General features: G+C 67.6%; 26 protein-coding genes. 13 read left to right on the top strand and 13 right to left on the bottom strand.

Going from position 1 to position 25,887, the window contains the following annotated elements:
- Window positions 1–396, top strand: a complete 396-nt coding sequence (locus ASD42_RS04290) for a hypothetical protein (protein ID WP_056810436.1) — start codon at window positions 1–3, stop codon at window positions 394–396.
- A 132-nt stretch (window positions 397–528) separates the two neighbouring features.
- On the opposite strand, the gene pgl is transcribed toward ASD42_RS04290, so the two are convergent.
- The 5 genes from pgl to tkt are packed head-to-tail and all read right to left on the bottom strand — an operon-like array spanning window position 529 to window position 7,068.
- Window positions 529–1,314, bottom strand: a complete 786-nt coding sequence (pgl, locus tag ASD42_RS04285) for a 6-phosphogluconolactonase (RefSeq protein WP_084466206.1) — start codon at window positions 1,312–1,314, stop codon at window positions 529–531.
- Window positions 1,307–2,215 (bottom strand): glucose-6-phosphate dehydrogenase assembly protein OpcA, encoded by a 909-nt coding sequence (opcA, locus tag ASD42_RS04280; RefSeq protein WP_174552041.1) that lies wholly within the window; start codon window positions 2,213–2,215, stop codon window positions 1,307–1,309. Before opcA ends, pgl begins: the two co-directional genes overlap by 8 nt.
- Window positions 2,212–3,783 (bottom strand): glucose-6-phosphate dehydrogenase, encoded by a 1,572-nt coding sequence (gene zwf / locus ASD42_RS04275; RefSeq protein ID WP_056810428.1) that lies wholly within the window; start codon window positions 3,781–3,783, stop codon window positions 2,212–2,214. Before zwf ends, opcA begins: the two co-directional genes overlap by 4 nt.
- Window positions 3,784–3,787: 4 nt before the next feature.
- The gene (gene tal, locus ASD42_RS04270; RefSeq protein ID WP_056810426.1) at window positions 3,788–4,921 is read right to left on the bottom strand and encodes a transaldolase; all 1,134 of its coding nucleotides are present in this window, start codon (window positions 4,919–4,921) and stop codon (window positions 3,788–3,790) included.
- A 5-nt stretch (window positions 4,922–4,926) separates the two neighbouring features.
- The gene (tkt, locus tag ASD42_RS04265; RefSeq protein WP_056810422.1) at window positions 4,927–7,068 is read right to left on the bottom strand and encodes a transketolase; all 2,142 of its coding nucleotides are present in this window, start codon (window positions 7,066–7,068) and stop codon (window positions 4,927–4,929) included.
- Between the two features lie 502 nt (window positions 7,069–7,570).
- Between tkt and ASD42_RS04260 the strand changes: the two genes are divergently transcribed.
- Complete coding sequence (locus tag ASD42_RS04260) at window positions 7,571–8,506, top strand: heme o synthase (RefSeq protein ID WP_235569431.1); 936 nt, start codon at window positions 7,571–7,573, stop codon at window positions 8,504–8,506.
- Window positions 8,507–8,604: 98 nt separating this feature from the next.
- Here ASD42_RS04260 and ASD42_RS04255 read toward each other — a convergent pair whose 3' ends face one another.
- Window positions 8,605–10,083, bottom strand: a complete 1,479-nt coding sequence (locus ASD42_RS04255) for an FAD-dependent monooxygenase (RefSeq protein ID WP_056810417.1) — start codon at window positions 10,081–10,083, stop codon at window positions 8,605–8,607.
- A 95-nt stretch (window positions 10,084–10,178) separates the two neighbouring features.
- Here ASD42_RS04255 and ASD42_RS04250 point away from each other — a divergent pair, with 95 nt between their 5' ends.
- Window positions 10,179–10,781: a TetR/AcrR family transcriptional regulator gene (locus ASD42_RS04250; protein ID WP_056810415.1), complete on the top strand. Its 603-nt coding sequence runs from the start codon at window positions 10,179–10,181 to the stop codon at window positions 10,779–10,781.
- A 43-nt stretch (window positions 10,782–10,824) separates the two neighbouring features.
- Here ASD42_RS04250 and ASD42_RS04245 read toward each other — a convergent pair whose 3' ends face one another.
- Entirely contained in the window at window positions 10,825–11,790 is a 966-nt protein-coding gene (locus ASD42_RS04245; protein WP_056810413.1) for a quinone oxidoreductase family protein, read from the bottom strand.
- Between the two features lie 76 nt (window positions 11,791–11,866).
- Here ASD42_RS04245 and ASD42_RS04240 point away from each other — a divergent pair, with 76 nt between their 5' ends.
- Window positions 11,867–12,232 (top strand): hypothetical protein, encoded by a 366-nt coding sequence (locus ASD42_RS04240; protein WP_056810410.1) that lies wholly within the window; start codon window positions 11,867–11,869, stop codon window positions 12,230–12,232.
- A 72-nt stretch (window positions 12,233–12,304) separates the two neighbouring features.
- On the opposite strand, the gene ASD42_RS04235 is transcribed toward ASD42_RS04240, so the two are convergent.
- The 5 genes from ASD42_RS04235 to ASD42_RS04215 form a co-directional block, all read right to left on the bottom strand.
- Entirely contained in the window at window positions 12,305–13,276 is a 972-nt protein-coding gene (locus tag ASD42_RS04235; protein ID WP_056810406.1) for a COX15/CtaA family protein, read from the bottom strand.
- A gap of 68 nt (window positions 13,277–13,344) precedes the next feature.
- A complete protein-coding gene (locus tag ASD42_RS04230; RefSeq protein WP_056810403.1) occupies window positions 13,345–14,127 on the bottom strand; it encodes an ABC transporter permease in 783 nt (260 codons plus the stop codon).
- Window positions 14,124–15,056: an ABC transporter ATP-binding protein gene (locus ASD42_RS04225; RefSeq protein ID WP_056810401.1), complete on the bottom strand. Its 933-nt coding sequence runs from the start codon at window positions 15,054–15,056 to the stop codon at window positions 14,124–14,126. The genes ASD42_RS04230 and ASD42_RS04225 overlap by 4 nt, the downstream gene beginning before the upstream one ends.
- Window positions 15,057–15,129: 73 nt before the next feature.
- Entirely contained in the window at window positions 15,130–16,848 is a 1,719-nt protein-coding gene (gene mptB / locus ASD42_RS04220) for a polyprenol phosphomannose-dependent alpha 1,6 mannosyltransferase MptB (RefSeq protein ID WP_056810399.1), read from the bottom strand.
- Between the two features lie 68 nt (window positions 16,849–16,916).
- Window positions 16,917–17,867, bottom strand: coding sequence for a rhomboid family intramembrane serine protease (locus tag ASD42_RS04215; protein ID WP_056815387.1), 951 nt, complete (start codon window positions 17,865–17,867; stop codon window positions 16,917–16,919).
- On the opposite strand from ASD42_RS04215, the gene ASD42_RS34245 reads away from it, so the two are divergent.
- The 9 genes from ASD42_RS34245 (at window position 17,856) to ASD42_RS04175 (ending at window position 25,147) form a co-directional block, all read left to right on the top strand.
- Complete coding sequence (locus ASD42_RS34245) at window positions 17,856–18,059, top strand: hypothetical protein (RefSeq protein WP_156677381.1); 204 nt, start codon at window positions 17,856–17,858, stop codon at window positions 18,057–18,059. The genes ASD42_RS04215 and ASD42_RS34245 overlap by 12 nt on opposite strands.
- 122 nt (window positions 18,060–18,181) lie before the next feature.
- Window positions 18,182–18,976 carry a helix-turn-helix transcriptional regulator gene (locus ASD42_RS04210; RefSeq protein ID WP_056810398.1) on the top strand — a complete coding sequence of 265 codons (795 nt, stop codon included), beginning with the start codon at window positions 18,182–18,184 and terminating at the stop codon, window positions 18,974–18,976.
- A complete protein-coding gene (gene sufB, locus ASD42_RS04205; RefSeq protein WP_056810396.1) occupies window positions 18,973–20,409 on the top strand; it encodes a Fe-S cluster assembly protein SufB in 1,437 nt (478 codons plus the stop codon). Before ASD42_RS04210 ends, sufB begins: the two co-directional genes overlap by 4 nt.
- On the top strand, window positions 20,409–21,587 hold the full coding sequence (gene sufD, locus ASD42_RS04200; RefSeq protein WP_056810393.1) for a Fe-S cluster assembly protein SufD: 1,179 nt from the start codon (window positions 20,409–20,411) through the stop codon (window positions 21,585–21,587). The genes sufB and sufD overlap by 1 nt, the downstream gene beginning before the upstream one ends.
- 32 nt (window positions 21,588–21,619) lie before the next feature.
- The gene (sufC, locus tag ASD42_RS04195; protein WP_056810390.1) at window positions 21,620–22,387 is read left to right on the top strand and encodes a Fe-S cluster assembly ATPase SufC; all 768 of its coding nucleotides are present in this window, start codon (window positions 21,620–21,622) and stop codon (window positions 22,385–22,387) included.
- A 1-nt stretch (window position 22,388) separates the two neighbouring features.
- Complete coding sequence (locus ASD42_RS04190; RefSeq protein ID WP_056810388.1) at window positions 22,389–23,642, top strand: cysteine desulfurase; 1,254 nt, start codon at window positions 22,389–22,391, stop codon at window positions 23,640–23,642.
- Window positions 23,643–23,645: 3 nt separating this feature from the next.
- Window positions 23,646–24,128: a Fe-S cluster assembly sulfur transfer protein SufU gene (sufU, locus tag ASD42_RS04185; protein ID WP_056810385.1), complete on the top strand. Its 483-nt coding sequence runs from the start codon at window positions 23,646–23,648 to the stop codon at window positions 24,126–24,128.
- Window positions 24,125–24,541, top strand: a complete 417-nt coding sequence (locus tag ASD42_RS04180) for a metal-sulfur cluster assembly factor (RefSeq protein WP_056810383.1) — start codon at window positions 24,125–24,127, stop codon at window positions 24,539–24,541. The genes sufU and ASD42_RS04180 overlap by 4 nt, the downstream gene beginning before the upstream one ends.
- An 81-nt stretch (window positions 24,542–24,622) precedes the next feature.
- Window positions 24,623–25,147: a DUF4189 domain-containing protein gene (locus ASD42_RS04175; RefSeq protein ID WP_235569306.1), complete on the top strand. Its 525-nt coding sequence runs from the start codon at window positions 24,623–24,625 to the stop codon at window positions 25,145–25,147.
- Between the two features lie 60 nt (window positions 25,148–25,207).
- Here ASD42_RS04175 and ASD42_RS04170 read toward each other — a convergent pair whose 3' ends face one another.
- On the bottom strand, window positions 25,208–25,831 hold the full coding sequence (locus tag ASD42_RS04170; RefSeq protein ID WP_056810377.1) for a TetR/AcrR family transcriptional regulator: 624 nt from the start codon (window positions 25,829–25,831) through the stop codon (window positions 25,208–25,210).
- Window positions 25,832–25,887: the final 56 nt, after the last annotated feature.

The following is a 25,887-nucleotide window of genomic DNA, read 5'->3' as shown; positions in this document are numbered from 1 at the left end:
GTGGAATACGACATGGCGGCGCTCAGTCTTCGAGAGCGCGACTTCATCGACGCATCTCTTGCGAGCTGGACGGGGATTTCGACGCGCGCACCGATACCTGTACGCGCGCTCGGATATTCGAATCGAGATCATTTCGATGACGAAGTGGACAGGTTGCGTCGAACTATCTCTGCTGGCGAGAAACTGTCCGAGGTCGACACGGCTCGCGTTTTGTTCCTGAGCGAACTGGCCTTCGGAAGCGACCTATTCGGAGCCGGCGTGGAATTCCGCTTGGTCAGCTCATTTTCCGACGCCGAGGGCATCGCTGTACTTCGGACACTGCAGCGCAAGCTGTACACGCATTCAGGCGCGCGCTCGCTGTTCAATCCCGAGCTTTATGCGCCGCGTGACGATTAGCTGACGGCTATCATGCGTTCGCCGGTCGGGACAACTACGCGCCGCCGAATTCGGTGCGCAAGCACCCGTGACTCGGTCACCTGACTTGAACGAAGCCGGGCCCCGGACACGGGGCCCGGCTTCGTCAGCGGGTTATTCGTCGTCGAGCAGCAGACCCGTCGCTGCGGGTTCGTCGATCACCCAGGTGGTCGACTCGATGCCGACCGCGCCGGCCGACGGGATGTCGTCGGGGGAGGCGCCGTTGACGGCGGCGGCCACCGCGGCGGCCTTGGCTTCGCCGCTGACCACGAGCATCACGTGGCGGGAGCGGTGGATCGTGGGCAGGGTCATCGTGATCCTGGTCGGCGGGGGCTTCGGGCAATTGTGCACGGCGACAACGTATTCCTTGGTTTCCTGCACTGCGGGAGAGTGCGGGAACAGGGAGTCGATGTGGCCTTCGGCGCCCATGCCGAGGACGGTGAGGTCGAACTCGCCGCGTTCGTCGAGTTCGGTGTGCACGAGCTGGGCGTAGGCGGCCGCGGCTTCCTCTGGGGAGCCGTAGGCGCCGTCGGAAGCAGCGATCGGGAAGACGTGCGCCGGGTCGAGCGGGACGAAGTCCAGCAGCGCCTCGCGGGCCTGGAGTTCGTTGCGGTCCTTGTCGCCGTCGGGGACGAAACGCTCGTCGCCCCAGTAGACGTAGAGGGTGGACCAGTCGATGTCGCCGGGGGACTGCCGGACTCGCTCGAGCAGGCGGATGCCGTCGCTGCCACCGGTGAGCGAGACCGACGCGTGGCCGCGTTCGGCCTGGGCGGTGACGATCACATCGACGAAGCGCTCGGCGGCCGCGTCGGCGAGAAACTCGGCGTCGTCGTGGATCTCGATCGTGTTGGCGGGGAATTCGGCACCGAGGTCGTCGTGCACGTCTATGTGGTCACTCATAGGTCACCTTCTCGATTCCGGCGAGCGCCTCGGCGTAGATCTCGTCGGCATCGAGCCGACGCAGTTCCTCGGCGAGACAATCGCGAGTTTCCCGGCGTGCCAGCGCGATCCGCTGGTCGGGTTCGCCGGTGCGGGTCAGCGTTGCCGTCCTTCCTAGTTGCGGGCGTTCGATGGCGATCGAATCGGTGGCGCGCTGGATCTCCACCTTCAACTCCCCGGTCTTGCGGATCACCGGGCAGTGCAGACGGGACGCCAGCCAACCGGCCAGGGTGTCGAGCGCGGGTTCGGAGGCCAGGCCGGACACGGTCACCGAGATGACCGGTTCGAACGGCGGCTCGTCCAGCGCCGCGGCCAGCAGTGCGCGCCAGTAGGTGATGCGGCTCCATGCCAGATCGGTGTCGCCGGTCGCGTAGGAGTCGCGGCGCTTCTTGATCGCGGCCTGTGGATCGCGGGCGTAGGTGGCATCGGTGATGCGGCGCTTGGCCAGCCTGCCCACCGAATCCATCGACGGGAAGTCCGGCGCGCCACGCGGCCACCACGCCACCACCGGGGTGTCGGGCAGCAGGAACGGGGTCACGACGCTGCTCTCGTGGTTCACCAGCGCGCCCTGCAGGCGCAGCACGATCACCTCGGCCGCACCGGCGTCGCCGCCGACGCGGATCTGAGCGTCGAGGCGGGTCTCGGCATCGCGGTCACCGCGGGCCAGAACGATGACGCGGCAGGGATGTTCGCGGCTGGCGTCGTTGGCGGCGTCGATCGCGTCCTCGGCCTCGGAGGAGTCCAGGGTGCACACCACCAGGGTGAGCACCCGGCCCTGGGTGATCACGCCGTTGGTCTCGCGCAACTGCACCATCCGCTTGCCGACATCGACGGTGTTGGTATCGGGCATGTCGACGATCACGGACGCCGCCATTCCCGCCCGCTGCGCGCGAGCATCTCATCGGCCGAGGTGGGACCCCAGGTACCGGCCTCGTAGGGTTCGGGTTTGCCGCCCGCGGCCCAGTGCGCGAGCACGGGATCGAGGATGCGCCAGGACAATTCGACCTCCGCGTTGACCGGGAACAGCGACGGCACGCCGAGCAGCACGTCGAGGATCAGCCGTTCGTAGGCCTCGGGGGAGGACTCGGTGAACGCCTCGCCGTAGCTGAAGTCCATGTTCACGTCGCGCACTTCCATGCCGGAGCCAGGGACTTTGGAGCCGAAGCGCAAGGTGATGCCCTCGTCCGGCTGCACCCGGATGACCAGCGCGTTCTGGCCGAGTTCCTCGGTCATGGTCTGGTCGAAGGGCAGGTGCGGCGCGCGCTTGAACACCACCGCGATCTCGGTCACCCTGCGGCCGAGGCGTTTTCCGGTGCGCAGATAGAACGGCACACCCGCCCAGCGGCGGTTCTCCACGTGCAGGGTGAGCGCGGCGTAGGTCTCGGTCCGCGACTGCGGATCGAAGCCTTCTTCTTGATGCAGGCCGACCACGTGCTCGCTGCCCTGCCAGCCCTCGGTGTACTGCCCGCGCGCGGTGGTCTCGTCCAGCGGCGCGACGAGTTTGGTGGCCGAGAGTGCCTTGATCTTCTCGGTGGTGAGCTGCATCGGCTCGAAGGAGGTCGGCTCCTCCATCGCGGTCAGCGCGAGCAACTGCAACAGGTGGTTCTGGATGACGTCACGCGCGGCGCCGATCCCGTCGTAATAGCCTGCGCGACCGCCCAATCCGATGTCCTCGGCCATGGTGATCTGCACGCTGTCGACGTAGTTGGCATTCCAGATCGGCTCGAACAACTCGTTGGCGAAGCGCAGCGCCAGAATGTTCTGGACCGTTTCCTTGCCGAGATAGTGGTCGATGCGGAAGACCTGCTCTTCGGGAAAGACCCGGTTGACCAGGGCGTTGAGTTCCTTGGCGCTGGTCAGGTCGTGGCCGAACGGCTTCTCGATCACCACGCGCCGCCACGGGGTGTACCCGTCGGGGTCGGGGGTGGCCTGAGCCAGATTGTGCTCGGAGAGCTGATCGAGCACCACGGGGAACATATTCGGCGGAATCGACAGGTAGAAGGCGTAATTGCCGCCGGTGCCGCGGGTCTGATCGAGAGTGTTCAGGGTGTCGGCGAGCGTCGCGAAGGCCGCGTCGTCGTCGAAACTGCCCTGCACGAACCGCACCCCCTCGGCCAGGTGGTCCCAGACCTCCTGGCGGAAAGGAGTGCGCGCGTGCTTCTTCACGGCCTCGAGTACTACCGAGGCGAAGTCTTCGTCGGCGTAGTTGCGCCGAGCGAAGCCGACCAGTGCGAAACCAGGGGGAAGTAACCCCTGGTTCGCCAGGTCATAGATGGCCGGCATCAGCTTCTTGCGGGACAGATCTCCGGTGACACCGAAAATCACCATGCAGCACGGGCCCGCGATGAAGGGGACCCGTTTGTCGCGTTCGTCGCGCAGCGGGTTGTGCCACAGCCCCGCCGCCTGATCCGTCGATGCTGTGCCGGCCATCGTGTTAGTTGCCCTCCGCAGCGACGCCGAGCGCGCCGGTGGTTGCCTCGATCAGTTCGCCCCAGGCACTCTCGAACTTGTCGACGCCTTCGCGCTCGAGCAGCGCGAACACATCGTCGAGATCGATACCGACCGCCGCCAGGTCGGCGAAGACCTGGGCGCCTTCGGCGCCACGGCCGCTGAGCGTGTCGCCCCGCACCTCGCCGTGATCGGCGAACGCCTGCAGGGTCTTCTCCGGCAGGGTGTTGACCGTGTTCGGGCCGACGAGTTCGGTGACGTAGAGGGTGTCGGGGTAATCCGGGTTCTTCACCCCGGTCGATGCCCACAGCGGCCGCTGCCGGTTGCCGCCCTGTGCGGCCAGGTGGTTGTAGGTGGAGGTATGCGCGCCACCGTCGAACACATCCTGGTATTCGGCGTACGCCAGCCGAGCGTTGGCCACACCGGCCTTGCCGCGCAGCGCGAGGGCCTCCGGGGTGCCGATCGCCTCGAGGCGCTTGTCGATCTCGGTGTCCACGCGGGAGACGAAGAACGAAGCGACCGAGTGGATCTTGGCCAGGTCGTGGCCGACGATCTTGGCGTTGCGCAGGCCGTCGAGATAGGCGCCCATCACCGCGCGGTAGCGGGGCACCGAGAAGATCAGCGTCACGTTCACGCTGATGCCCTCACCGATCACCGAGGTGATCGCGGGCAGGCCCGCCTCGGTGGCCGGGATCTTGATGAACAGGTTCTTGCGGTCGACGATCTTCCACAGCTCGATCGCCTGGGCGACGGTCTTGTCGGCGTCGAAGGCGAACCGCGGGTCGACCTCGATCGATACGCGCCCGTCCACGCCACCGGTCGTTTCGAACACCGGCGCGAGCACGTCGCAGGCGGCGCGCACGTCGTCGGTGGTCATCGTGCGGATCGCCGCGTCGGCGTCGGCGCCTTGGGACGCAAGGTCTTTGAGCTGCGCCTCGTAGGCGTGGCCCACACTCAGCGCGGCCTGGAAGATGCTCGGGTTGGTGGTGACGCCGACGACGCCGCGGGTCGCGACCAGTTCGGCGAGGTTGCCGGACTGGATGCGATCACGCGAGAGATCGTCGAGCCACACCGAGACGCCCGCGGCCGAGAGCGCGGCGAGATTCTCGTTCTGTGCCATGGTTCTTACCCCTTCACCTTGTCGGTGGAACGCAGTGCCGCGCGGACGACGGCATCGGGGGTGATACCGAATTCGCGGTACAGAGTCTTGTAGTCGGCCGACGCGCCGAAGTGATCGATGGACACGATTTCGCCCGCGTCACCGACGAATCGGTACCACGGCATCGCGATACCGGCTTCGACCGCGACCCTTGCCCGCACCGACGGGGGCAGCACTTCGTCGCGGTATCCCTGATCCTGCACGTCGAACCACTCCACACACGGCATCGAGACCACACGGGTCGGGATGCCCTGCTCCTCCAGGGTAGTGCGCGCGGCGACCGCGAGGTGGACCTCGGAGCCGGTGCTGATGAGGATCACTTCCGGGGTGCCGGTGGATGCCTCGGCCAGCACGTAGCCGCCCTTCTTGACACCCTCGTAGCTGGTGCCCTCCAGGGTGGGAACGTCCTGGCGGGTCAGCGCCAGTGCGGACGGGCCGTCCTGCTGCGGCGACTCGTACACCGGGAAGTGCGAGGTGTGCTCGTCGGAGTCACGCTCGAGGATCGTGCGCCAGGCGTGGACGGTCTCGTTGGCATCGCCAGGGCGCACGACATTGAGGCCGGGGATCGCGCGCAGCGCGGCCAGGTGCTCGACCGGCTGATGGGTCGGGCCGTCCTCGCCGAGGCCGATGGAATCGTGGGTCCACACGTAGATCGCGGGCACCCGCATCAGCGCGGCCAGGCGGACGGCCGGGCGCATGTAGTCGCTGAACACCAGGAAGGTGCCGCCGTAGGGGCGGGTGGGGCCGTGCAGCGCGATGCCGTTGAGGATCGAGCCCATCGCGTGCTCACGGATACCGAAGTGCAGGGTGCGCCCGTACGGGTTGGCCTTCCACGCACCGGTGGAGATCGACTCGGGGCCGAAGCTCGGCTGGCCGGGCATCGTGGTGTTGTTGGATTCGGCCAGGTCGGCCGAACCGCCCCACAGCTCGGGCAGCTCGTCGGCGACCGCGGCGAGGAACTTGCCCGATGCCTTGCGGGTGGCCATGCCCTTGGGGTCGACCTCGAAGCTCGGCAGCGCCTCGGTCCAGCCCTTGGGCAGGGTGCGGGTCTGCAGGCGATCGAACAGCGCCTTGTTCGACGGGTTGGCCTCGGCCCACTCGTCGAAGCCCTGCTGCCACTGCGCCTGTGCCTGCGCGCCGCGGGCCAGTGCCTTGCGGGTGTGCTCGATGACGGCCGGGTCGACCTGGAAGGACTTCTCCGGGTCGAAGCCGAGCGCCTTCTTCACCGCGGCGACCTCGTCGGGGCCGAGCGCGGCGCCGTGCGCGCCGCCGGTGTTCATCTTGTTCGGGGCCGGGAAGCCGATGATGGTGCGCAGGATGATGATCGAGGGCTTGGACGTCTCGGCCTTGGCCGCGTCCAGGGCCTTCTCGATGGCCACCACGTCTTCGCCGCCTTCGACGATCTGCACCTGCCAGCCGTAGGCCTCGTAGCGCTTGGCCACGTCTTCGGTGAAGGCGATGTCGGTGTCGTCCTCGATGGAGATCTCGTTGTCGTCGTAGATCACCACGAGGTTGCCCAGCTGCTGGGTGCCCGCGATCGAGGAGGCCTCGGCGGTGACGCCCTCCTGCAGGTCGCCGTCGGAGGCGATCGTGTAGATGAAGTGATCGAACGGGCTGGCGCCCTCGGCGGCGTTCGGATCGAACAGCCCGCGCTCACGTCGCGCGGCCATCGCCATGCCGACCGCGGAAGCCAGACCCTGACCCAGCGGGCCGGTGGTGATCTCGACGCCGTCGGTGTGGCGGAACTCGGGGTGACCCGGGGTGAGCGAGCCCCACTGGCGCAGCTGCTCGAGATCGGTCAGCTCCAGGCCGAAACCGGCCAGGTAGAGCTCGATGTAGAGGGTGAGGCTGGAATGCCCACAGGACAGCACGAACCGGTCGCGACCGACCCAGCTCGGGTCCGCGGGGTTGTGGCGCATCGTGCGCTGGAAGAGGGTGTAGGCGACCGGCGCGAGGCTCATCGCGGTGCCGGGGTGCCCGTTGCCCGCCTTCTGCACGGCGTCGGCAGCGAGTACCCGGGCGGTGTCGACGGCCTTGGTGTCGATGTCCGTCCAGTCGCTGGGGTAGTTCCGCTGAGTGAGGGCGCGAATGTCGTCTGTGACTGGCACGACCGTGGTTCTCCTGACCTAGGTTTCGTCGACGGCGATAGCTTGGCTGCGGCGATGATGATCGAAGCGGGTCGCACGCGGCCGGGGTGCGTACCGATGTACAGGAATACCCTAGTGGTGCTGTGACACCGGATCGGCGCGAACCCTGGCAGTGAGTCTAGTGCGGATCGCCGCATACCGGCGGTGTGCGGTGTCGACCGTCGCCGCGACGCACGCGAGGCTCGTCGCGGTGCCGTTCACCTGCGCGTCGATACGGGTTCACCGCCGCGTGGGCCCGGGATACGCGGTCGCGACGAGTAGTGACCGCGCCCACGGTGGCGGGGGTCTGGCGCGGAGCGGCAGGTGAGTGGGTCTACCATCCTCTGTAGTAGTGGCCGCGCCGCAGCCGCGCGCTGCTCGTTCCATTACCGGATGCGAAGCGAAGCACAGCGTGCGAGGAGAAACAGTGCGGATCGGTCACGAGCCGGGTAGTAGCGGTGCGCACGGAACTTCGTCGACGGCCCTGGCCGACCGCCTCGCGGGCGACAGTCTGGCCGCGCGAATCGTGCGCAAGCCCCTTGCCTATATCGCGCTCACCAAGCCACGCGTCATCGAGCTGCTGCTCGTCGCGACCATTCCGACGATGCTGTTGGCCGACCGCGGCACCGTCGACATCCGGCTCATCCTGGTCACCCTGTTCGGTGGCTGGATGGGCGCGGCCAGTGCCAACACCCTCAACTGTGTCGCCGACGCCGACATCGACAAGGTGATGAAGCGGACCGCGCGGCGGCCACTGGCCCGCGATGCGGTGCCCACCTCGCACGCGCTCGTGTTCGGCGTCGCGCTCGGCGCGATCTCCTTCGCCTGGCTGTGGTGGCAGGCCAACCTGCTCAGCGGCGCGCTCGTCGTCGCGACGATCCTGTTCTACGTTTTCGTCTATACCAAGGGCCTCAAGCGCCGGACCTCGCAGAATGTGGTGTGGGGCGGCGCGGCCGGGTGCATGCCCGCTCTGGTCGGCTGGTCCGCGGTGACCGGCGATATCGGCTGGCCCGCACTGGTGCTGTTCGCGGTGATCTTCTTCTGGACGCCGCCGCACACCTGGGCGCTGGCCATGCGCTACAAGGAGGACTACCGCGCGGCCGGTGTGCCGATGCTGCCGGTGGTCGCCACCGAGCAGGTGGTGACCAAGCAGATCGTCATCTACACCTGGTTGACGGTGCTGGCGACGATGGCGTTGGTGCCCGCGACGGGTGTGATCTACGCGGCGGTCGCGCTGGTGGCCGGTGCCTGGTTCCTGCTGATGGCGCACCAGCTCTACTCCGGGGTGCGCCGTGGCGAGTCGGTGAAGCCGCTGAAGTTGTTCCTGCAGTCGAACAACTACCTGGCGGTGGTGTTCTGTGGCCTGGCCGTCGACTCGGTGCTCGGGTGGGACACGGTGGGCAGCCTCGTCGGGCTGTAGGACATTCTTTCGCGACAGTGGCCGGGCAGCGATGCCCGGCCACTGTCGTTTCCGGACCCGGTCACGCTCGTCGGGTCAAGGGCAGTGTCGGGTGAACGTCACCAGCGATGTGCGAGGTGGCCGTCGGGTCGGATCAGGACGGCGGTGCCGGAGGTGGCCGCGTAGGCGGTGAAGGCGTGGCCGTCGGTGTCGACGAGTGTCGTGAACGTGGGGCGGTCGGGGTCGGATGATCGGTCGCCGGGGGCGTCGAACCGGTGGATCTCGACGGTGTGGATGTCGGGATCATCGAGGGATGCGGCGTCCGTCGCAGCGGGCCCGGGCGTCGGGGCGAAACGCAACAGGGTGGCATGCGGGCCACGGAAGAGGTCGAACAGGCGGATCGGTCGGCCGGACTCGTCGTGTAGTGGGGCGTCCGGTGCTCGGTCGCCCGCGACGAGAGGGCCGTGCTCGGTGGGGGAGCGATAGGTGATGCCGAGCTGGCGGGTTTCGGGGCCGCGCCGCATCGCGTCCTCGTCGCCGTCGACGAGTTTGTCGAGGAGTTCAGTGCTCAGGCCGAGGATTCGGGCCGCGACCGTGCGACGTTCGGATTCGTAGGTGTCGAGCGGGGCGGGGTCGCCGCCGAGCGCGGCGGCCAGTTTCCAGCCCAGGTTGTAAGCATCCTGGACCCCGGTGTTCAAGCCCTGGCCGCCGGTGGGCGGGTGGACGTGGGCGGCATCGCCCGCGAGGAGCACCCGGCCGTCGCGGAATCGTCGCGCGAGTCGAATGTTGGGACGCCACACCGTGATCCAGGACAGATCGCTCAGCACCAGACCTGCCTCGGGGCCGTGGCGGTCGGCGAGATCCTGCAGTGTGGCCAGATCGGGGGAGCGGTCGTCGGCCAGCGGGGCGGCGAACTGGAAGCGCCGGGCGCCCGGTAGCGGAGACAGGGCGAAGCCGGTCATCGGCTGGTCGGCCGCGGCGGCGAACCAGTAGCCGTACTCGTGATCGAGGGCGTCGGCGCGGACATCGCCGAGCAGCATCTTGATCGAGTCGTCGGTGCTGCCGTCGAACACGATCCCGAGGCGCTTGCGCACCGCGCTCGCGCCACCGTCGGCACCGACCAGGTAGCTCGCGCGCACCGTCTCCGGTGCGCCGTCGCGGTGCAGTGTCGCCGTGACACCGGTGTCGTCCTGGGTGAAATCGACTAGCGCCGTGCTGAATTCGACCGTCACCCCGAGCTCGGCGAGCCGTGCCCGCAGGATCGCCTCGGTGTCGGACTGGCCGAGCACCCAGGCATTCGGATACGGCACGTCCGGTGTCGGCTCGACCGGTTCGGCCATGCGGCGCTCGCCGACGAAGGCTCCCGCGAAGTAGGCGCGCATCACCGGGAGCTCGCGCCCGGCCGCCAGCACCGCGTCGATGACGCCGAGATCGTCGAAGACCTCCAGGGTGCGCGGTTGCAGGCCGTCCCCGCGCGATCCCTGGAACGGCGAAGCGGCCCGGTCGACGATCCGGACGTCCACGCCGCGCCGAGCGAGGTCGATGGCGAGGGTGAGACCGGTCGGGCCCGCACCGGCGACGAGTACCTGTTCTGACATGGGAAATACCTCCTGAACAAGAACTGAACTGACATTCAGTGAATATGAATTCAGTTTCAGTGTTGGTACCGTGCTTGTCAAGGAGGTGATGTCCGGTGGCGGGCAGCAGGCGCGAGAAATCCGCGGAAACCGAGCAGGCGCTCAAGGACGCCGCCCGGCAGGTCTTCGCCGAACACGGCTACCTGAACGCGAAGATCACCGACATCACCACCGCCGCGGGCCGCGCCGCGGGCTCGTTCTACAACCACTTCGCGAGCAAAGAGGAACTGCTGCAAGCGCTTCTGCGCGATATGGCCGTCGCGAGCGACGAGCGCGCGGCCGATCCCGAGCACAACGGCGACTTCACCGATCCGGCGGCAGTGCGATACCACGTGCGCGGCTACTGGACCTTCGCCCGCGAACACGCCTCGGTCCTGCGCGCGATCGGGCAGGCGGCGCTGGTCAGCCCGGACTTCGCCCGGATCATCGCCGGGTTCGGCGCGGAGCAGCGCGCCGACATCGCCGATCACGTGGCGGACTTCCCGGAACGCGGACTACGCCTACCGGGAACGGTCGACGCCAGCCTGGCCATGATGTTCGCGGCGGTCGACGGGATGTTGCGCATGGTCGAGGACGGTTCGGTGACCCTCGACGACGAGGAGGCGATCGAGTCGATCACCCGCTTCGTGTACCGCGGCCTCACGGGCCGCGACTACTGAACCGAGCGCAGGGCCGGACACCGCAGTGCCCGGCCGGCGTCGGCTAGGGCAGCAGTACGATCGAGCCGGTGGTCTTGCGGTCGGCCAGGTCGCGGTGCGCCTGGGCGGCATCGGCCAACGGATAGGTGGCGCCGATGCGGAGGTTCAGGGTTCCCGCGGCGATCCAGTCGAAGACATCGGTCGCGCGCCAGAGGAATTCGGTGCGATCACGGGTGTAGGCGCCCAGCGACGGGCGGGTGAGCCAGAGGGAACCGGCGGGGTTGAGGCGCTGGGGGTCGAAGGGCGGGACCGCGCCACTGGCTGCGCCGAACAGGGCGAGGGTGCCCCGGACGCGGAGCGAGGCGAGGCTGGCTTCGAACGTGCTGGCGCCGACGCCGTCGTAGACCGCGGCGACGCCGATGCCGTCGGTGAGGTCGCGCACGCGGGCGGCGAGGTCGTCGTCGTAGCGCAGGACCTCGGTGGCGCCCGCTTCGCGTGAGAGCTTTTCCTTGGCGTCGGTGGAGACCGTGGTGATGACCCTGGCGCCCTTCGCGACGGCCATCTGGGTGAGCAGCAGGCCGACGCCGCCCGCGCCCGCGTGGACGAGTACCGGGTCGCCGGGTTCGGGGGAGAACACCGATTCGGTCAGGTAGTGGGCGGTCATGCCCTGCAGGAGGGCAGCGGCCGCGACGGCGGGTTCGACGTCGTCGGGCACCTTCACCGCGACGGCCTCGTCGACGGTGACCAGGTCCGCGTAGCTGCCGGGCGCAGACGCCCAGGCGACTCGGTCGCCGACGGCGAACTCGGTGACGTCCGAGCCGATCGCCACCACGATGCCCGTGCCCTCGGAGCCGGGAAGGTAGGGCGTCGCCTGCGGGTACTGGCCGGTGCGGAAGTAGATGTCGATGTAGTTGACGCCGACGCCCTGGGTCTCGACCAGTAGCTGACCCGGCCCGGCCTGCGGGTCCGGCACCTCGACGTACCGCAGGACCTCGGGACCACCGTGCTCGGAAACCTGAATCGCGCGCATGAGTCCCCTTTCTACACCCCGTGTTCCGGACCACTCGGGGCTGGACTGGAAACTACCTGCCGGTAAACTCACCGCCATGAGTACAACCGCCGCCCCCGAGGCCGTGAAGGTGCCGGCCGAGGTCGAGAAGTCCATCGTGAAGTTCCTCGCCCAGCACGGTGGTTCGGGAACGGCCGTGCTGCAGTACATCGGCAAGCAGGGCGTGCGGATCACCCTGGTCGGCGCCGACGGCATCCTCGGCGACCGGGTGGTCGGCGATATGGCGATCGCGAAGGCGCTCGTCGAGCGCGTCGACGGCCTCGCCGAGACCGACGAGTGGAGCCGTGAGCTCGGCTCGATCGTCACTCCCGCCCCGACGCACTGGGCCAAGATGGCCGGCTGGGTCGCCCGTCAGACCAAGTTCCCGAAGGCGCGTAACTGGAAGTTGCTCGCCGGCGCCTGACGGCCACTGACGAGAAAAGCCCGCGAATCGCACTGCGACGCGGGCTTTTTCGCTGTTCGAGGTGGTCGGATGTCAGCGCGGGGAAGTCTGCGACAAGGCAGGCGCGTCGATCTTCTCGCGCGTACGCAGTGACGCCCACAGTGCGGCGGTCGCCGCGGTGCAGGCCGCGGCCCCACCGACGTGGATGGCGACGAGCGCGGCGGGCACATCGGTGAAGTACTGGACGATGCCGACGAGTGCCTGCGCCAGCACCAGCCCGAGCAGCACGAACAACCGCTTGCGGATGGCCGCCGACATCCCGACGGCGTACAGGCCGAAGGCGAGCCCGATCAGCAGCGCGAGGTAGCCGATCAGCAGCTGCGAGTGCAGGTGCACCAGCGTGACGATCTCGACTTCCAGTCGCTCGACCTGTCGGTCGATGCTCTTGTCGCCGGCATGCGGTCCGGCCGCGGTGACCAGCGTGCCCGCGATGAGCACACCCGCGAGCGCCACGCCGGACAGCGCGGTGAGCCAACGCAGGGGAGCGGGCACCTGGACGGTCTCGATGCCGTCGTCGGGTTCGCTGATCTTGGCGTACAGCACCACCGCGAGCCACACCATCGCCATCGAGGCGAGCAGGTGCACCGCCACGGTCCACCACAGCAGGCCGGTGCGCACGGTGATTCCGCCGATCACGGCCTGCACGACGGTGCCGCCGGGCATCAACCAGGCGTAGACCAGAACTTCCTTGCGCCTGCGCGCCCGGACGACGGCCAGCACGATCAGCGCGGCGCACAGCGTCACCGCGAACGTGAGCAACCGGTTGCCGAACTCCACGGTCTGGTGCAGGACCGGCACTTCCGACACCCCGATGGGGGTGAAGCTGCCGGGGAAGCACTGCGGCCAGGTCGGGCAGCCGAGGCCGGAGGCGGTGACGCGCACGATGGCGCCGGTCACCGAGATGCCCGCCTGGCTCAGGATCACCGCGACGGCGATGAGCCGCTGCACCCGCAGCGAGGGGAGCGGTAGCCGGTCGACGAGGCCAATGAAGGCGCGATACAGCACGTCAGGAATGGTACCGGCCGAGAATTCGGCGCTGATACCAGGGCTACTACAGTGCGTCGTTGGTCACGTCAGTGGAACCGGAAGAGCCGGGTCGCGAGCCACCCGCACACCACGCCCCACACCGCGAGCACCGCCACCCCGAACCAGTCGATCGACCCCGTCAAGGCCGTGTCCAGCGCGAAAGCCAGCGCACCGGACGGGATGAGCCGCGCGATCACGGTCAGCGCGGTGGGCAGGGTGTCGCCCACGAGGACCAGGCTGGCGATGCCGAGCATGATGAACCACAGGATATTGGCCAGCGCGAGCACGACCTCGGCCTTGAGCGTCCCGCCGAGCAGCAGTCCCATCGCCGCGAAGGTGGCCGTGCCGAGGGCGATCACCAGCGCGCCGAGGGCGAGTCCGCCGATACCGGGCCGCCATCCCAGCGCGATGCCGATCGCGCCGAGCAGTATCGCCTGCAGCACCACCACGATCAGCACGGCCGCGCATTTGCCGGCGATCACGCCCCAGCGGGGCAGCGGTGTCGCGCCGAGCCGTTTGAGGGCGCCGTAGCGGCGGTCGAAGCCGACGGCGATGGCCTGGCCGGTGAACGCGGTCGACATCACCGCGGTCATCATCACCATCGGCACTATCCGGTCGACCCGGTGCTCGCCGAGGTCGCCGAACGGCAGCAGGGTGAGCCCGATGAGCAGGGTGATCGGGATGAACATGGTGAGCAGTAGCTGTTCGCCGTTGCGCAACAACAGTTTCAGCTCGAGCCCGGTCTGTGCCGTGAGCATCGCCGCCCGCGTGGCGGGACGCGGGTCGGGCGTGAAGGTGCCGGGCCGGAAACGGCTGGTGGTCTCGCTCATCCGCGCAGGTCCCGTCCGGTCAGTTCGAGGAAGACGTCTTCGAGGCGACGCTGGTCGATGCGGATGTCGGTGGCCAGCACGTCCATCCTGGCGCACCACGCGGTGACCGTGGCCAGCACCTGCGGGTTGATCTCGCCCTCGACGAGATAGGTGCCCGGCGTCGTCTCTCGCGGCGAAAAGCCTTCGGGGAGAGCCGATGTCAGCAAGTTCAGGTCGAGTTTCGGTGGGGCGCAGAACCTCAGCTGGCCTGCCGCGCCATGAGCGGTGACCTCGGCTGGAGTGCCCTGGGCGACGATCTGCCCGTGATCGATGATGACGAGCTGATCGGCGAGCTGTTCGGCCTCGTCCATCATGTGTGTGGTGAGCACGACGCTCACTCCGTCGCGGCGCAGGGCGTCGATCAGTTCCCAGACGATCAGCCTGGCCTGGGCGTCCAGACCGGCGGTGGGTTCGTCGAGGAAGACGATCTCGGGCCTGCCGACCAGCGCGCAAGCGAGTGCGAGCCGCTGTTGCTGACCACCCGACAGACGTCGATAGGGGGTGCGGCGATTGTCCTGCAGTCCCAGTGTCGACAGCAGCCAATCGGGATCGATGGGATCGGCCGAGTAGGCCGCGACCAGATCGAGCATCTCCCCGGCGCGGGCGCCGGGATAGGCGCCGCCGCCCTGGAGCATCACGCCGATGCGCGGACGCAACTGCTCGGAGTCGGCGATCGGGTCGAGGCCGAGGACGCGCACCGTGCCCGCGTCCGGGCGCACGAAGCCTTCGCACATCTCGACGGTGGTGGTCTTGCCCGCGCCGTTGGGGCCGAGCAGAGCGAACACCTGGGCGGGCTCCACGTCGAACCGGAGACCGTCTACTGCGGTGGTCTCGCCGTAGCGCTTGACCACACCGTCGACGCTAACGGCGGGTCCAGGGCGACTTGTCACGACTGCGCCTCGCTGACGCTCGGCTCCGTCGCGCCAAAAGGTGCTGTGCCCTTGGTTCGCTCGCTGCGCTCCCTCACGTTGTCACACGGTAAGCCGTGCCCTCCTGTGACGGAGCCGACACCCCCGCCTGCGCCCGCCATGGCAGCGTGTGCCGGGTGAGCGCGAAGAACAGCGCGAAGCACACGACGGCGGCGAGCGCGGCGCCGATGATCTGGAAGACCTGGAATTCCGCGCCACGCGGCATCACCAACATCGAGACCACCGCCGAGAACGCGACAGCGGGCACGCGGAACACCGGCTGGGTGGCCCACGCGGCCAGCGGCACGATGGCCCAGAGCAGATACCAGGGCTGGACCACCGGAAACAGCAGCACGATCGCCGCGAGCGAGACGCCCATCGCCCCGACCGGATGCAGCCTGCCCATGCTGGTGGCGACGAGCATGCGGACGGTCACGAAGACCGCGACCAAGCCCGCGATCGGGCGGGTGATCGAGAGCAGTGCGGTGGTGTGATCGCCGAGGCCGAGCAGTACGCCGCCGAATCCGGTGACGATTCCGATGATGGTCGGCAGCGACATCCAACTCCGGACGGCGTTGGCGACGCTGAGGGTGTGGACCCAGCCGAAGCCGAGACCACTGGCGAATCCGATGAAAAGCGTTGTCGCCACGGCGATGACGCCCAGCAGCGCGGCGGCCTTCACGATGGCGACGAACGAGCCGCCCCAGCGTCTGGCCAGTGCCATCCCGACGAACCCGAGCGCGATGATGGAGGTGAGTTTGATCGACGACGACAGCGTGATCACCACCGCGCCACCGATCAGCAGCCCGTAGGCGCGGGCATCGAACGGGGGCAGATTCGTGGCCGTCAGCCGGTCGGGTCTGCCGCCCTCGCCGTAGACCGCGCGGAGCATGAGCTCCACACCGGCCAGCATCAGGCCGAGCATGAGCGCGTCGTTGTGCACGCCGCCGACCAGGTGGAACAGCACCAGCGGATTGGCCGCGCCGAGCCACAGCGCACTCACCGGCGCGACCCCGCAGCGCACCGACAACCGCGGCAGCGCCCACACGATCAGCGCCACACCGGCCAGCGCCAGCAGCCGGTGCACCCACACCCCGGCGATGATGTTGTCCCCGGTCAGCTCCGCGATACCGCGCCCGATCCACAGGAACAGCGGACCGTACGGCGCGGGCGTATCACGCCAGATCGTCGGCACGTTGTTGGTCAGCACATTGTCGATCCCGAGCCCGGCGACCGGGCCCTCGGAATAGGGGTCGATGCCGCGCGCGGCGATCTCGCTCTGTGCCAGATAGGAATAGACGTCGTTGCTGAACATAGGCGGCGCCACGGACAGCGGAATGATCCACAGCAGCAGCGTGCGATCCAGCTGCGAGCGGCTCAGGCGGTGCAGTGGCGAACCGGCGAGCCCGCCGATGGCGAAGCGCCCCAACAGCAGCCACGCTCCGATCACCAGCGCGGTGCCGAACATGCACATCGCCAGTGAGCCGGTGTGTGCGCGCGCGAAGATGCCGAGGACGCGAACGCCCGAGACCGGATTCTGATGCACCGGTTGGGCACCGATGCCGAGCGCCGCGATCGCCATGAGCACCGCGCCGGTCGCGCCCATCAGCCGGATCCGGTCCAGTTGCGCGCGTTCGCGCTTGTCGAGCCCGGGGACCTCGGTCTCGTCGCGATGCAGCACCGCGACGGTGTGATCGGGCGCCGACACGTCGAGCCCGAGGGCTCTACGCCCGAACGCCAGTGTCTTGCGCGCCGCGCCCTCCAGTACTGCCACGAGCTCAGAGCCTAGTGGGCACGGGGGCGGGCGCGTCCGACAGTCGTCTCGCGCGGGGTCGCACCGAATTACCTGGGCGCTTGGACGGGGGTCGGCGCGGTCACGGCCGGTGGTCCCTCGAACACCGGCTGCGAGCGCAGCGAGAGCACCGAGGCGATGATCACGGCCACGCAGACCACCACGACCGCGCCGAGCGCCGCCCAGCCGATGCGCTGCGCGGACCGCTGATCGCGGGCCGACAGCCAGCCGGGTACGAACAGGATGCCGAGCGCGCTCAATGTGCCCGCGGCCAGACCGCCCAGGTGACCCCACAGCGAGATCCCCGGGATCGAGAAGCTGATCAGCACATTCACGCCGATGACCACCAACATCGGAGTCGGGCTCTGGCGCAACCGGATCAGCGTCACGGTGACGGCGCCGAACAGGCCGTACACCGCACCGGAGGCGCCCGCGGTCGCCGTCACCGAGTCCGACAGCGCCATCACCGCGGCCGATCCGCCCAGCAGCGAGACCAGGTAGACGCACCCGAACCTGACCCGGCCGAGTACCTGCTCGAGGTCGCGCCCCACGACGTAGAGCGCGAACATATTGACCAGCAGATGGATCGCGCCGTAGTGCAGGAACCCCGACCCGAGCAGTCGCCACCACTCGCCGTCGGCGACCAACAGCGGCACCAGGACGAACTCGCGGAACACCGACGACCCGCGATAGTTGTCCATCGGGCTACCGGCCTGGGCTGCGGTGATCACATAGACCAACACATTGACCGCGATCAACCCGTAGGTCACATACGGAACCGCCGCGCCTGCACGCGCCCCGCCGACGGTCCGCACCGGGCGCACATCCTGCTGCCCCTGCCGCACGCAGTCGACACAGTGCTGCCCGACCGCGGCCGGGCGCAGACATTCAGGACAGGCGGGCCGCCCGCATCGCGTACACGCGAGTCCGGTAGGCCGATCGGGATGACGGACACACGTGGGTGTGAGCGGGTTCGACACCCTGCCATCGTGCCAGACCACGCCCCGAACCCGCCTCGTTCGCCACAGCGCACCTGGACCGTCGATCACTTCCGTTGTGGTGCGAATATCGTCGGCGAGCAACGCCGTGAGAGCGTGGTGAAGCACTCTCCGGCACCGGGTGCGGAGCGGGTGATCGCGGTCGAAGACCTGTGCGATGGGTCACCCGACCACGCGTCGGTGATCGGTCCGTAGGGGCCGCACCTGGGGTTTTGCCGGGCGGGAGAGTGCCCCGATGATCTTCATCGCAGGTCAGGGCACCCTTTGTCAGGTGACCCTTATTAGATTTAAGGAAGTAATTCCGCCACACTGGTGTTGTGAAAACCGTGGGTTTGCGGACAGGCGTGGAAAGTGACGGTCGTAAGACGACCGGCGCTCGGTCGTCCGCTGTCCCCGCGGCGACCGCGCACGAAGGGCAGACCAGGGCGGCCATCGTCCAGTTGCTGCTCGAGCAGGGGCCCATCACCGCGACGGCGATCGGCACCGAACTCGGTCTAGCGCCCGCCGGGGTGCGCAGGCACCTCGACGCGCTCATCGACGCGGGTCAGGCTCGGGCGAGCCGCTCGGCGCCGTGGCAGCAGAAGGGGCGCGGCAGGCCGGCCAAGCAGTACCAGCTCACCGCGGCAGGCCGGGGCAATCTCGGTCACGCCTACGACGATCTGGCCGGGGCGGCGATTCGTCAGCTCGGTGAGATCGGTGGCGACGCCGCGATCGCCGAATTCGCCCGCAAGCGGGTTCGCGTGATCGTCGACGGCATCGAGCCCGTCGCCGACCACACCGCACCGGTGATCGAAGCGAAGGTGGAGGAGATCGCGGAAGCGTTCGCCGAGGCCGGTTTCGCCGCCACCACCCGTCAGGTCGGCGCCGGTGTGCAGATCTGTCAGCACCACTGCCCGGTGGCCCACGTCGCCGAGGAGTTCCCGCAGTTGTGCGCCGCCGAATTGGACGCTTTCCGCGACCTGCTCGGCACCCACGTGCAGCGACTTGCGACGATCGCCAACGGCGATTGCGCCTGCACCACCCACGTACCGCTGGTCGCGGTGCCGAAGATCCCATCCGCCGCACAGCCCGCGGCGGGACGAACGAACGACTCCGGAAGGAGTGCCGAATGACGACCTCGACCGACCAGGTGCAACCGCTCACCCAGGACGAAACCATCGCCTCGCTGGGCACCTACGGCTACGGCTGGTCCGACTCCGATGTGGCAGGCGCCAGTGCCCAACGTGGCCTGTCGGAGGCTGTCGTTCGCGACATCTCGGCCAAGAAGAGCGAAGAGGAGTGGATGCTCGACATGCGCCTCAAGGCGCTGCGCATCTTCGATCGCAAGCCCATGCCGAACTGGGGTTCCAACCTCGACGGCATCGACTTCGACAACATCAAGTACTTCGTGCGCTCGTCCGAGAAGCAGGCCGAGAGCTGGGAAGACCTGCCCGAGGACATCAAGAACACCTACGACAAGCTGGGCATCCCGGAAGCGGAGAAGCAGCGTCTGGTCTCCGGTGTCGCCGCGCAGTACGAGTCCGAGGTCGTCTACCACTCCATCCGCGAGGACCTGGAGCAGCAGGGCGTCATCTTCCTCGACACCGATACGGCGTTGAAGGAGCATCCGGAGATCTTCCACAAGTACTTCGGTTCGGTGATCCCCGCCGGTGACAACAAGTTCTCCGCGCTCAACACCGCGGTGTGGTCGGGTGGCTCGTTCATCTACGTGCCGCCGGGCGTGCACGTCGACATCCCGCTGCAGGCCTACTTCCGGATCAACACCGAGAACATGGGCCAGTTCGAACGGACGCTGATCATCGTCGACGAGGACGCCTACGTCCACTACGTCGAGGGTTGTACAGCCCCGATCTACAAGTCCGACTCGCTGCACTCCGCGGTCGTCGAGATCATCGTGAAGAAGGGCGGCCGCTGCCGCTACACGACCATCCAGAACTGGTCGAACAACGTGTTCAACCTGGTCACCAAGCGCGCCAAGGCCGAAGCGGGCGCCACCATGGAGTGGGTCGACGGCAACATCGGCTCCAAGGTCACCATGAAGTACCCGGCGGTCTGGATGACCGGCGAGCACGCGCACGGCGAGGTCCTCTCCGTCGCGTTCGCCGGCCCCGGCCAGCACCAGGACACCGGCGCCAAGATGCTGCACCTGGCCCCGCACACCTCCTCGACCATCGTGTCGAAGTCGGTGGCGCGTGGCGGCGGTCGCGCGTCGTACCGCGGTCTGGTCCAGATCAACAAGGGCGCCCACGGTTCCAAGTCGACCGTGAAGTGTGACGCGCTGCTGGTCGACACCATCAGCCGCTCCGACACCTACCCCTACGTCGATATCCGCGAGGACGACGTGACGATGGGTCACGAGGCGACCGTCTCCAAGGTCTCCGAGGAGCAGCTGTTCTACCTGATGAGCCGCGGCCTCACCGAGGACGAGGCGATGGCGATGATCGTGCGTGGCTTCGTGGAGCCGATCGCCAAGGAATTGCCGATGGAATACGCATTGGAACTGAACCGGCTCATCGAGCTGCAGATGGAAGGGGCCGTGGGCTGATGTCGACGCTCGAGACGCCGATCCAGAATCCTGGCGCGGGCGCCGCGGTCAACAAGGGCGAGGTCTTCACCTCGTTCGACGTCGACCAGTTCGAGATCCCCTCGGGTCGCGACGAGGCGTGGCGGTTCACCCCGCTGCGTCGGCTGCGCGGCCTGCACGACGGCACCGCCGTCGCCGATGGTCAGGCAGTGGTCGAGGTGAGCGAGGTCGCCGGAGTCACCGTGGAAACGGTGGGCCGCACCGACTCTCGTCTCGGCCAGGCCGGTACCCCCGCCGATCGTGTCGCCGCTCAGGCCTATTCGGGTTTCTCCGAGGCGACCGTGATCACCGTCGGCCCGGAAACCGAGGTGTCGGACCCGGTGACGGTCACCATCACCGGTCCCGGTGAGGGCAAGACCGCCTACGGTCACCTGCAGGTACGCCTGGACAACTTCGCCGTCGCCACCGTGGTCATCGACCAGCGCGGCAGCGGAACCTACGCCGAGAACGTCGAATTCGTGCTCGGTGACAGCGCCAAGCTCACCGTCGTCGCGGTCCAGGAATGGAACGAAGACGCCGTGCACGTCACCGCGCATCACCTGAAGCTCGGCCGTGACGCGAACCTGCGCCACGTGTCGGCCACGCTGGGCGGCGACCTGGTTCGGCTGTCGGGCACCGTGCGCTACGCCGGTCCCGGTGGCGAAGCGGAGCTGTTCGGTCTGTACTTCGCCGACGCGGGCCAGCATTTCGAGCAGCGTCTGCTGGTCGATCACTCCGAGCCCAACTGCAAGTCCAATGTGCTGTACAAGGGTGCGCTGCAAGGCGATCCGTCCTCGCACAAGGGCGACGCTCGCACGGTCTGGATCGGCGATGTGCTGATCCGCGCGGCCGCCGAGGGCACCGACACCTACGAGGCGAACCGCAACCTGGTGCTCACCGACGGCGCGCGCGCCGACTCGGTGCCGAACCTGGAGATCGAGACCGGCGAGATCGCCGGTGCCGGACACGCCAGTGCCACCGGCCGTTTCGACGACGAGCAGCTGTTCTACCTGCGCGCTCGCGGCATTCCCGAAGACGTCGCCCGCCGCCTGGTGGTGCGTGGCTTCTTCTTCGAGATCATCCAGAAGGTCACGGTCCCCGAGGTCCGGGAGCGGCTCGAGGCGGCCATCGAGGCCGAGCTCGCCACTGTCGGTATCTGACACCACTTACTGCAACGAAGGATTCGAATTCGATGACCACCTTGGAAATCAAGGACCTGCACGCCGAGATCACCACCCCCGAGGGTGAGTCGAAGCAGATCCTCAACGGCGTCGACCTGACTGTGAAGTCGGGCGAGACGCACGCCATCATGGGCCCCAACGGCTCGGGCAAGTCCACGCTGTCCTACGTGATCGCGGGCCACCCGAAGTACACCGTCACCCAGGGCACCATCACCCTCGACGGTGAGAACGTCCTGGACATGTCGGTCGACGAGCGCGCCCGCGCCGGCCTGTTCCTGGCCATGCAGTACCCGGTCGAGGTCCCCGGCGTCTCGATGTCGAACTTCCTGCGCACCGCCGCCACCGCCGTCCGCGGCGAGGCCCCCAAGCTGCGCACCTGGGTCAAGGAGGTGAAGGAGTCGATGAAGGAGCTCGATATCGACTCGGCCTTCGCCGACCGCTCGGTGAACGAGGGCTTCTCCGGTGGCGAGAAGAAGCGTCACGAGGTCCTGCAGCTGGGTCTGCTCAAGCCGAAGATCGCGATCCTCGACGAGACCGACTCCGGTCTGGACGTCGACGCGCTGCGCATCGTCTCCGAGGGCGTCAACCGCTACAAGGAGCGTACGGACGGCGGCGTGCTGCTGATCACCCACTACACCCGCATCCTGCGCTACATCAAGCCCGACTTCGTGCATGTGTTCGTCAACGGCAAGATCGTGGCCGAGGGTGGCTCCGAGCTGGCCGACGAACTCGACGCGAACGGGTACGAGCGCTTCACGTCCGCGACCGCTGGAGCCTGATATGACCGCTACGGTGCCCGCCCTCGACGTGGCCCGGATCAGGGCCGACTTCCCGATCCTGCACCGCACGGTGCGGGACGGGAAACCGTTGGTGTACCTGGATTCCGGTGCCACCTCGCAGCGTCCGCTGCAGGTGCTGGACGCCGAGCGCGAGTTCTTGCTCACCCGGAACTCCGCGGTGCACCGCGGTGCGCATCAGCTGGCGGAGGAGGCGACCGACTCCTACGAGCAGGCGCGTGCCGATATCGCCCGCTTCGTCGGCGCGGATCCCGGCGAGATCGTGTTCACCAAGAACGCGACCGAGTCGCTGAACCTGGTGGCCAACGCCTTCGGTGACGACCGGTTCCCCTACAGGGTCGGCCCCGGCGACGAGATCGTCATCACCGAGCTCGAACACCACGCGAATCTCGTTCCGTGGCAGGAGCTCGCGCGCCGCACCGGCGCCACCCTCACGTGGTACGGCATCACCGACGACGGCCGCATCGATCTGGACTCGCTCGAACTGTCGCCCGCGACAAAGGTTCTCGCGTTCAGTCATCAGTCGAACGTGACCGGTGCCGTCGCTCCGGTGGACGAGCTGATCCGCCGGGCGAAGGCTGTCGGTGCGCTCGTCGTGCTCGACGCCTGCCAGTCGGTGCCGCACATGGCGGTGGACTTCCACGAGCTCGGTGTCGACTTCGCCGCGTTCTCCGGTCACAAGATGCTCGGCCCGATGGGCGTGGGCGGACTGTACGGCCGGCGCGCGCTGCTCGAGGAGACGCCGCCGTTCATCACCGGTGGGTCGATGATCGAGACCGTCACCATGGAGAAGACCACCTACGCGCCGCCGCCGCAGCGCTTCGAGGCGGGCACGCCGATGACCTCGCAGGTCGTCGGGCTGGCCGCCGCGGTGCGCTATCTCGAGGAACTCGGCATGGACGCGATCGCGGCCCACGAGCACGCGCTCACCGGCGCCGCGCTCGAGGGTTTGTCCGGTATCGACGGTGTGCGGATCGTCGGGCCGGTCGAGAACGTCGATCGCGGTGGCGCGGTGTCGTTCGTGGTCGACGGGATCCACGCCCACGACGTGGGCCAGATCCTCGACGACCAGGGTGTCGCCATCCGGGTCGGACACCACTGCGCCTGGCCGCTGCACCGCAGGTTCGGTGTCGCCGCCACCGCGCGTGCCTCGTTCGCCGTCTACAACACCCTCGATGAGGTCGACGCACTGGTCGCGGCCGTGCGGAAGGCCAAGACCTTCTTCGGAGTTGCCTAGATCATGCGTATGGAACAGATGTACCAGGAAGTGATCCTGGATCACTACAAGCACCCGCACCACCGCGGGCTGCGGGAACCGTTCGGTGCGCAGGTGCACCACGTGAACCCGACCTGCGGTGACGAAGTGACGATGCGGGTGCAGATCGACGACGCCGGCGAGGTCGCCGACGTCTCCTACGACGGCCAGGGCTGTTCGATCAGCCAGGCCGCCACCTCGATCCTCACCGATCAGGTGATCGGGCTGCCGGTGCAGCAGGCGCTGAAGGTCGTCGACTCGTTCAGCGAGATGATCTCCAGCCGCGGCACCGTCGAAGGCGACGAGGACATGATCGGCGACGGCATCGCCCTCGCCGGTGTCAGCAAATACCCGGCGCGGGTCAAATGCGCGCTGCTGGGGTGGATGGCGTTCAAAGACGCTGTCGTGCAGATCAGTTCGGCCGAGGAAACCAAGGCACCGATGGGAAATGGGGAGTCTGCCACATGAGTGAGAGCACCGATACCGCACAGATCCCGGAAGCCGCGGAGGCAGTCGAGGTCGACAAAGCCGTCGAGGCCGTCGAGGTCGAGTTGACGGCCGAACAGATCCAGCACGTCGAAGACCTCGAAGAGGCGATGCGCGACGTCGTCGACCCCGAACTCGGCATCAATGTCGTCGATCTCGGCCTGGTCTACGGCCTTTCGGTCGACGCGGAGAACATCTGCACCCTCGACATGACGCTCACCTCGGCGGCCTGTCCGCTGACCGACGTCATCGAGGACCAGTCCCGCAACGCGCTGGTGCGCAGCGGTCTGGTCGAGGACCTGAAGATCAACTGGGTCTGGATGCCCCCGTGGGGCCCGGACAAGATCACCGATGACGGCCGCGAACAGCTGCGCGCCCTCGGCTTCACGGTGTAGCACTGTGCTTTTCGGGCCCGGATCCTTGATGGATCCGGGCCCTTGGCGTTTCGGTGTGATCATTCGCCGACAGGTCGAAGTGTGATCTTTCTCGGTTCGGTTGGCCATGACCGGGCGATCAGTGATGATCTTGAAGGTTCCGGACTTTCGGAACTGTTTTCAGAGGAGATCTTTCGAATGAGTTTCATGGGTAAGGCCGGCCTCGCCGTTGCGGCGCTGGGTCTTGCGGCCGGGTCGGTGTTCGGCGCCGGTTCGGCGAGCGCGGCGGGCGACCAGTGGGCATCGATCGCTGTGAGCGACGGCCAGGCGATCTATGGCACCAGCGTCAACCAGGCCGACGTCGAGTCAGCCGAGTCCGCCGCCGTCGCCGACTGCTACTTGGCGGATTGCCAAGCTGTGCTGACCTGGGCAAACGGCTGTGGCGTCTTGGTCGAGAGCAACAAGGCCCTCGCGTGGGCGTCGGGTGCGACTCGGGCAGAGGCCGAGCGCAAGGCCTTCGACCAGCTGTCGACGTGGACGCCGACCGCGGTGCTCGCCAACACCGGCTCGGCGAACCTGAGCGGTGCCCACGTTGTCGACGCGATCTGCACGGTGAACGCGCGCTGATCATCGCGTAGCGAACGGGCCCGAATCCCTCGAAAGGATTCGGGCCCGTTTCGTTGTGTACTAGGCATTTTCAGCTGCGGAGACGGCGTCGATCCACGCGCTGATCATGTCGGCCGTGCCGGCGATGATGGCCTCGAGTTCGACGTCGTCCAACTCGACCGAACGCAAAGCGGTGGCGAAACCGGCGTTGAGCACGACGAAGGCCATCACGTCGATGTCGACGTGCTTGATCGGGCCGATGATCTGGAGGATGTAGAGCTTGATGAGCATCCGCAGGCGGGGTTCGAATTCGGGGATGCCGCTGCCGTGGAACTGCAGATCGGCGACCAGGGCCCGCACGAGCGGCCCGTTCGCGACGAGGATGTCCACGGCCGAGCGGATCAGGTCGACCACGGCATCGCGGGGGGATTGGTTCGCGCTAGCGGTCAGCAGCTGGCTGTAGCGCTCCTCTACCTGCAGAAACAGGCTGTCGTTGAGCTCTTTGACGATCTCGTCGCGATCGTTGAAATACCGGTAGAGCGTGCCGATGCTCATGCCCGCTTCGGTCGCGATCCGATTGGTCGAGGTATTGCCGATCCCGCGGGTGCCGAAAAGATGAGCGGACACCGTGAGAATGCGGGTTCTGGTTTCCTTCGCCCGGTCTTGCTTGGGTCGTTTGCGCTGCTTATCGGCTTGCGGGGGCATTTTCGGACCTCGACGGAAAGAAGAGTAGAAGGTGAGCTGTCGCTCACCCTACAGTC

Source organism: Nocardia sp. Root136, assembly GCF_001427185.1.
Classification (GTDB): Bacteria; Actinomycetota; Actinomycetes; order Mycobacteriales; family Mycobacteriaceae; genus Nocardia; species Nocardia salmonicida.
This window is presented reverse-complemented; position numbering and strand designations above follow the sequence as displayed.

Bases quoted from the DNA above. Each gene is read 5' to 3' on its own strand.
- ASD42_RS04180 (WP_056810383.1), top strand. From the start codon at position 24,125: ATGAGTGAGAGCACCGATACCGCACAGATCCCGGAAGCCGCGGAGGCA.
- sufU (WP_056810385.1), top strand. From the start codon at position 23,646: ATGCGTATGGAACAGATGTACCAGGAAGTGATCCTGGATCACTACAAG.
- sufC (WP_056810390.1), top strand. From the start codon at position 21,620: ATGACCACCTTGGAAATCAAGGACCTGCACGCCGAGATCACCACCCCC.
- pgl (WP_084466206.1), bottom strand. From the start codon at position 1,314: ATGAGTGACCACATAGACGTGCACGACGACCTCGGTGCCGAATTCCCC.
- ASD42_RS04170 (WP_056810377.1), bottom strand. From the start codon at position 25,831: ATGCCCCCGCAAGCCGATAAGCAGCGCAAACGACCCAAGCAAGACCGG.
- zwf (WP_056810428.1), bottom strand. From the start codon at position 3,783: ATGGCCGGCACAGCATCGACGGATCAGGCGGCGGGGCTGTGGCACAAC.
- sufD (WP_056810393.1), top strand. From the start codon at position 20,409: ATGTCGACGCTCGAGACGCCGATCCAGAATCCTGGCGCGGGCGCCGCG.
- ASD42_RS04190 (WP_056810388.1), top strand. From the start codon at position 22,389: ATGACCGCTACGGTGCCCGCCCTCGACGTGGCCCGGATCAGGGCCGAC.
- ASD42_RS04245 (WP_056810413.1), bottom strand. From the start codon at position 11,790: ATGCGCGCGATTCAGGTTTCCGAGCACGGTGGTCCCGAGGTCCTGCGG.
- tal (WP_056810426.1), bottom strand. From the start codon at position 4,921: ATGGCACAGAACGAGAATCTCGCCGCGCTCTCGGCCGCGGGCGTCTCG.
- sufB (WP_056810396.1), top strand. From the start codon at position 18,973: ATGACGACCTCGACCGACCAGGTGCAACCGCTCACCCAGGACGAAACC.
- ASD42_RS04240 (WP_056810410.1), top strand. From the start codon at position 11,867: ATGAGTACAACCGCCGCCCCCGAGGCCGTGAAGGTGCCGGCCGAGGTC.
- ASD42_RS04255 (WP_056810417.1), bottom strand. From the start codon at position 10,083: ATGTCAGAACAGGTACTCGTCGCCGGTGCGGGCCCGACCGGTCTCACC.
- ASD42_RS04230 (WP_056810403.1), bottom strand. From the start codon at position 14,127: ATGAGCGAGACCACCAGCCGTTTCCGGCCCGGCACCTTCACGCCCGAC.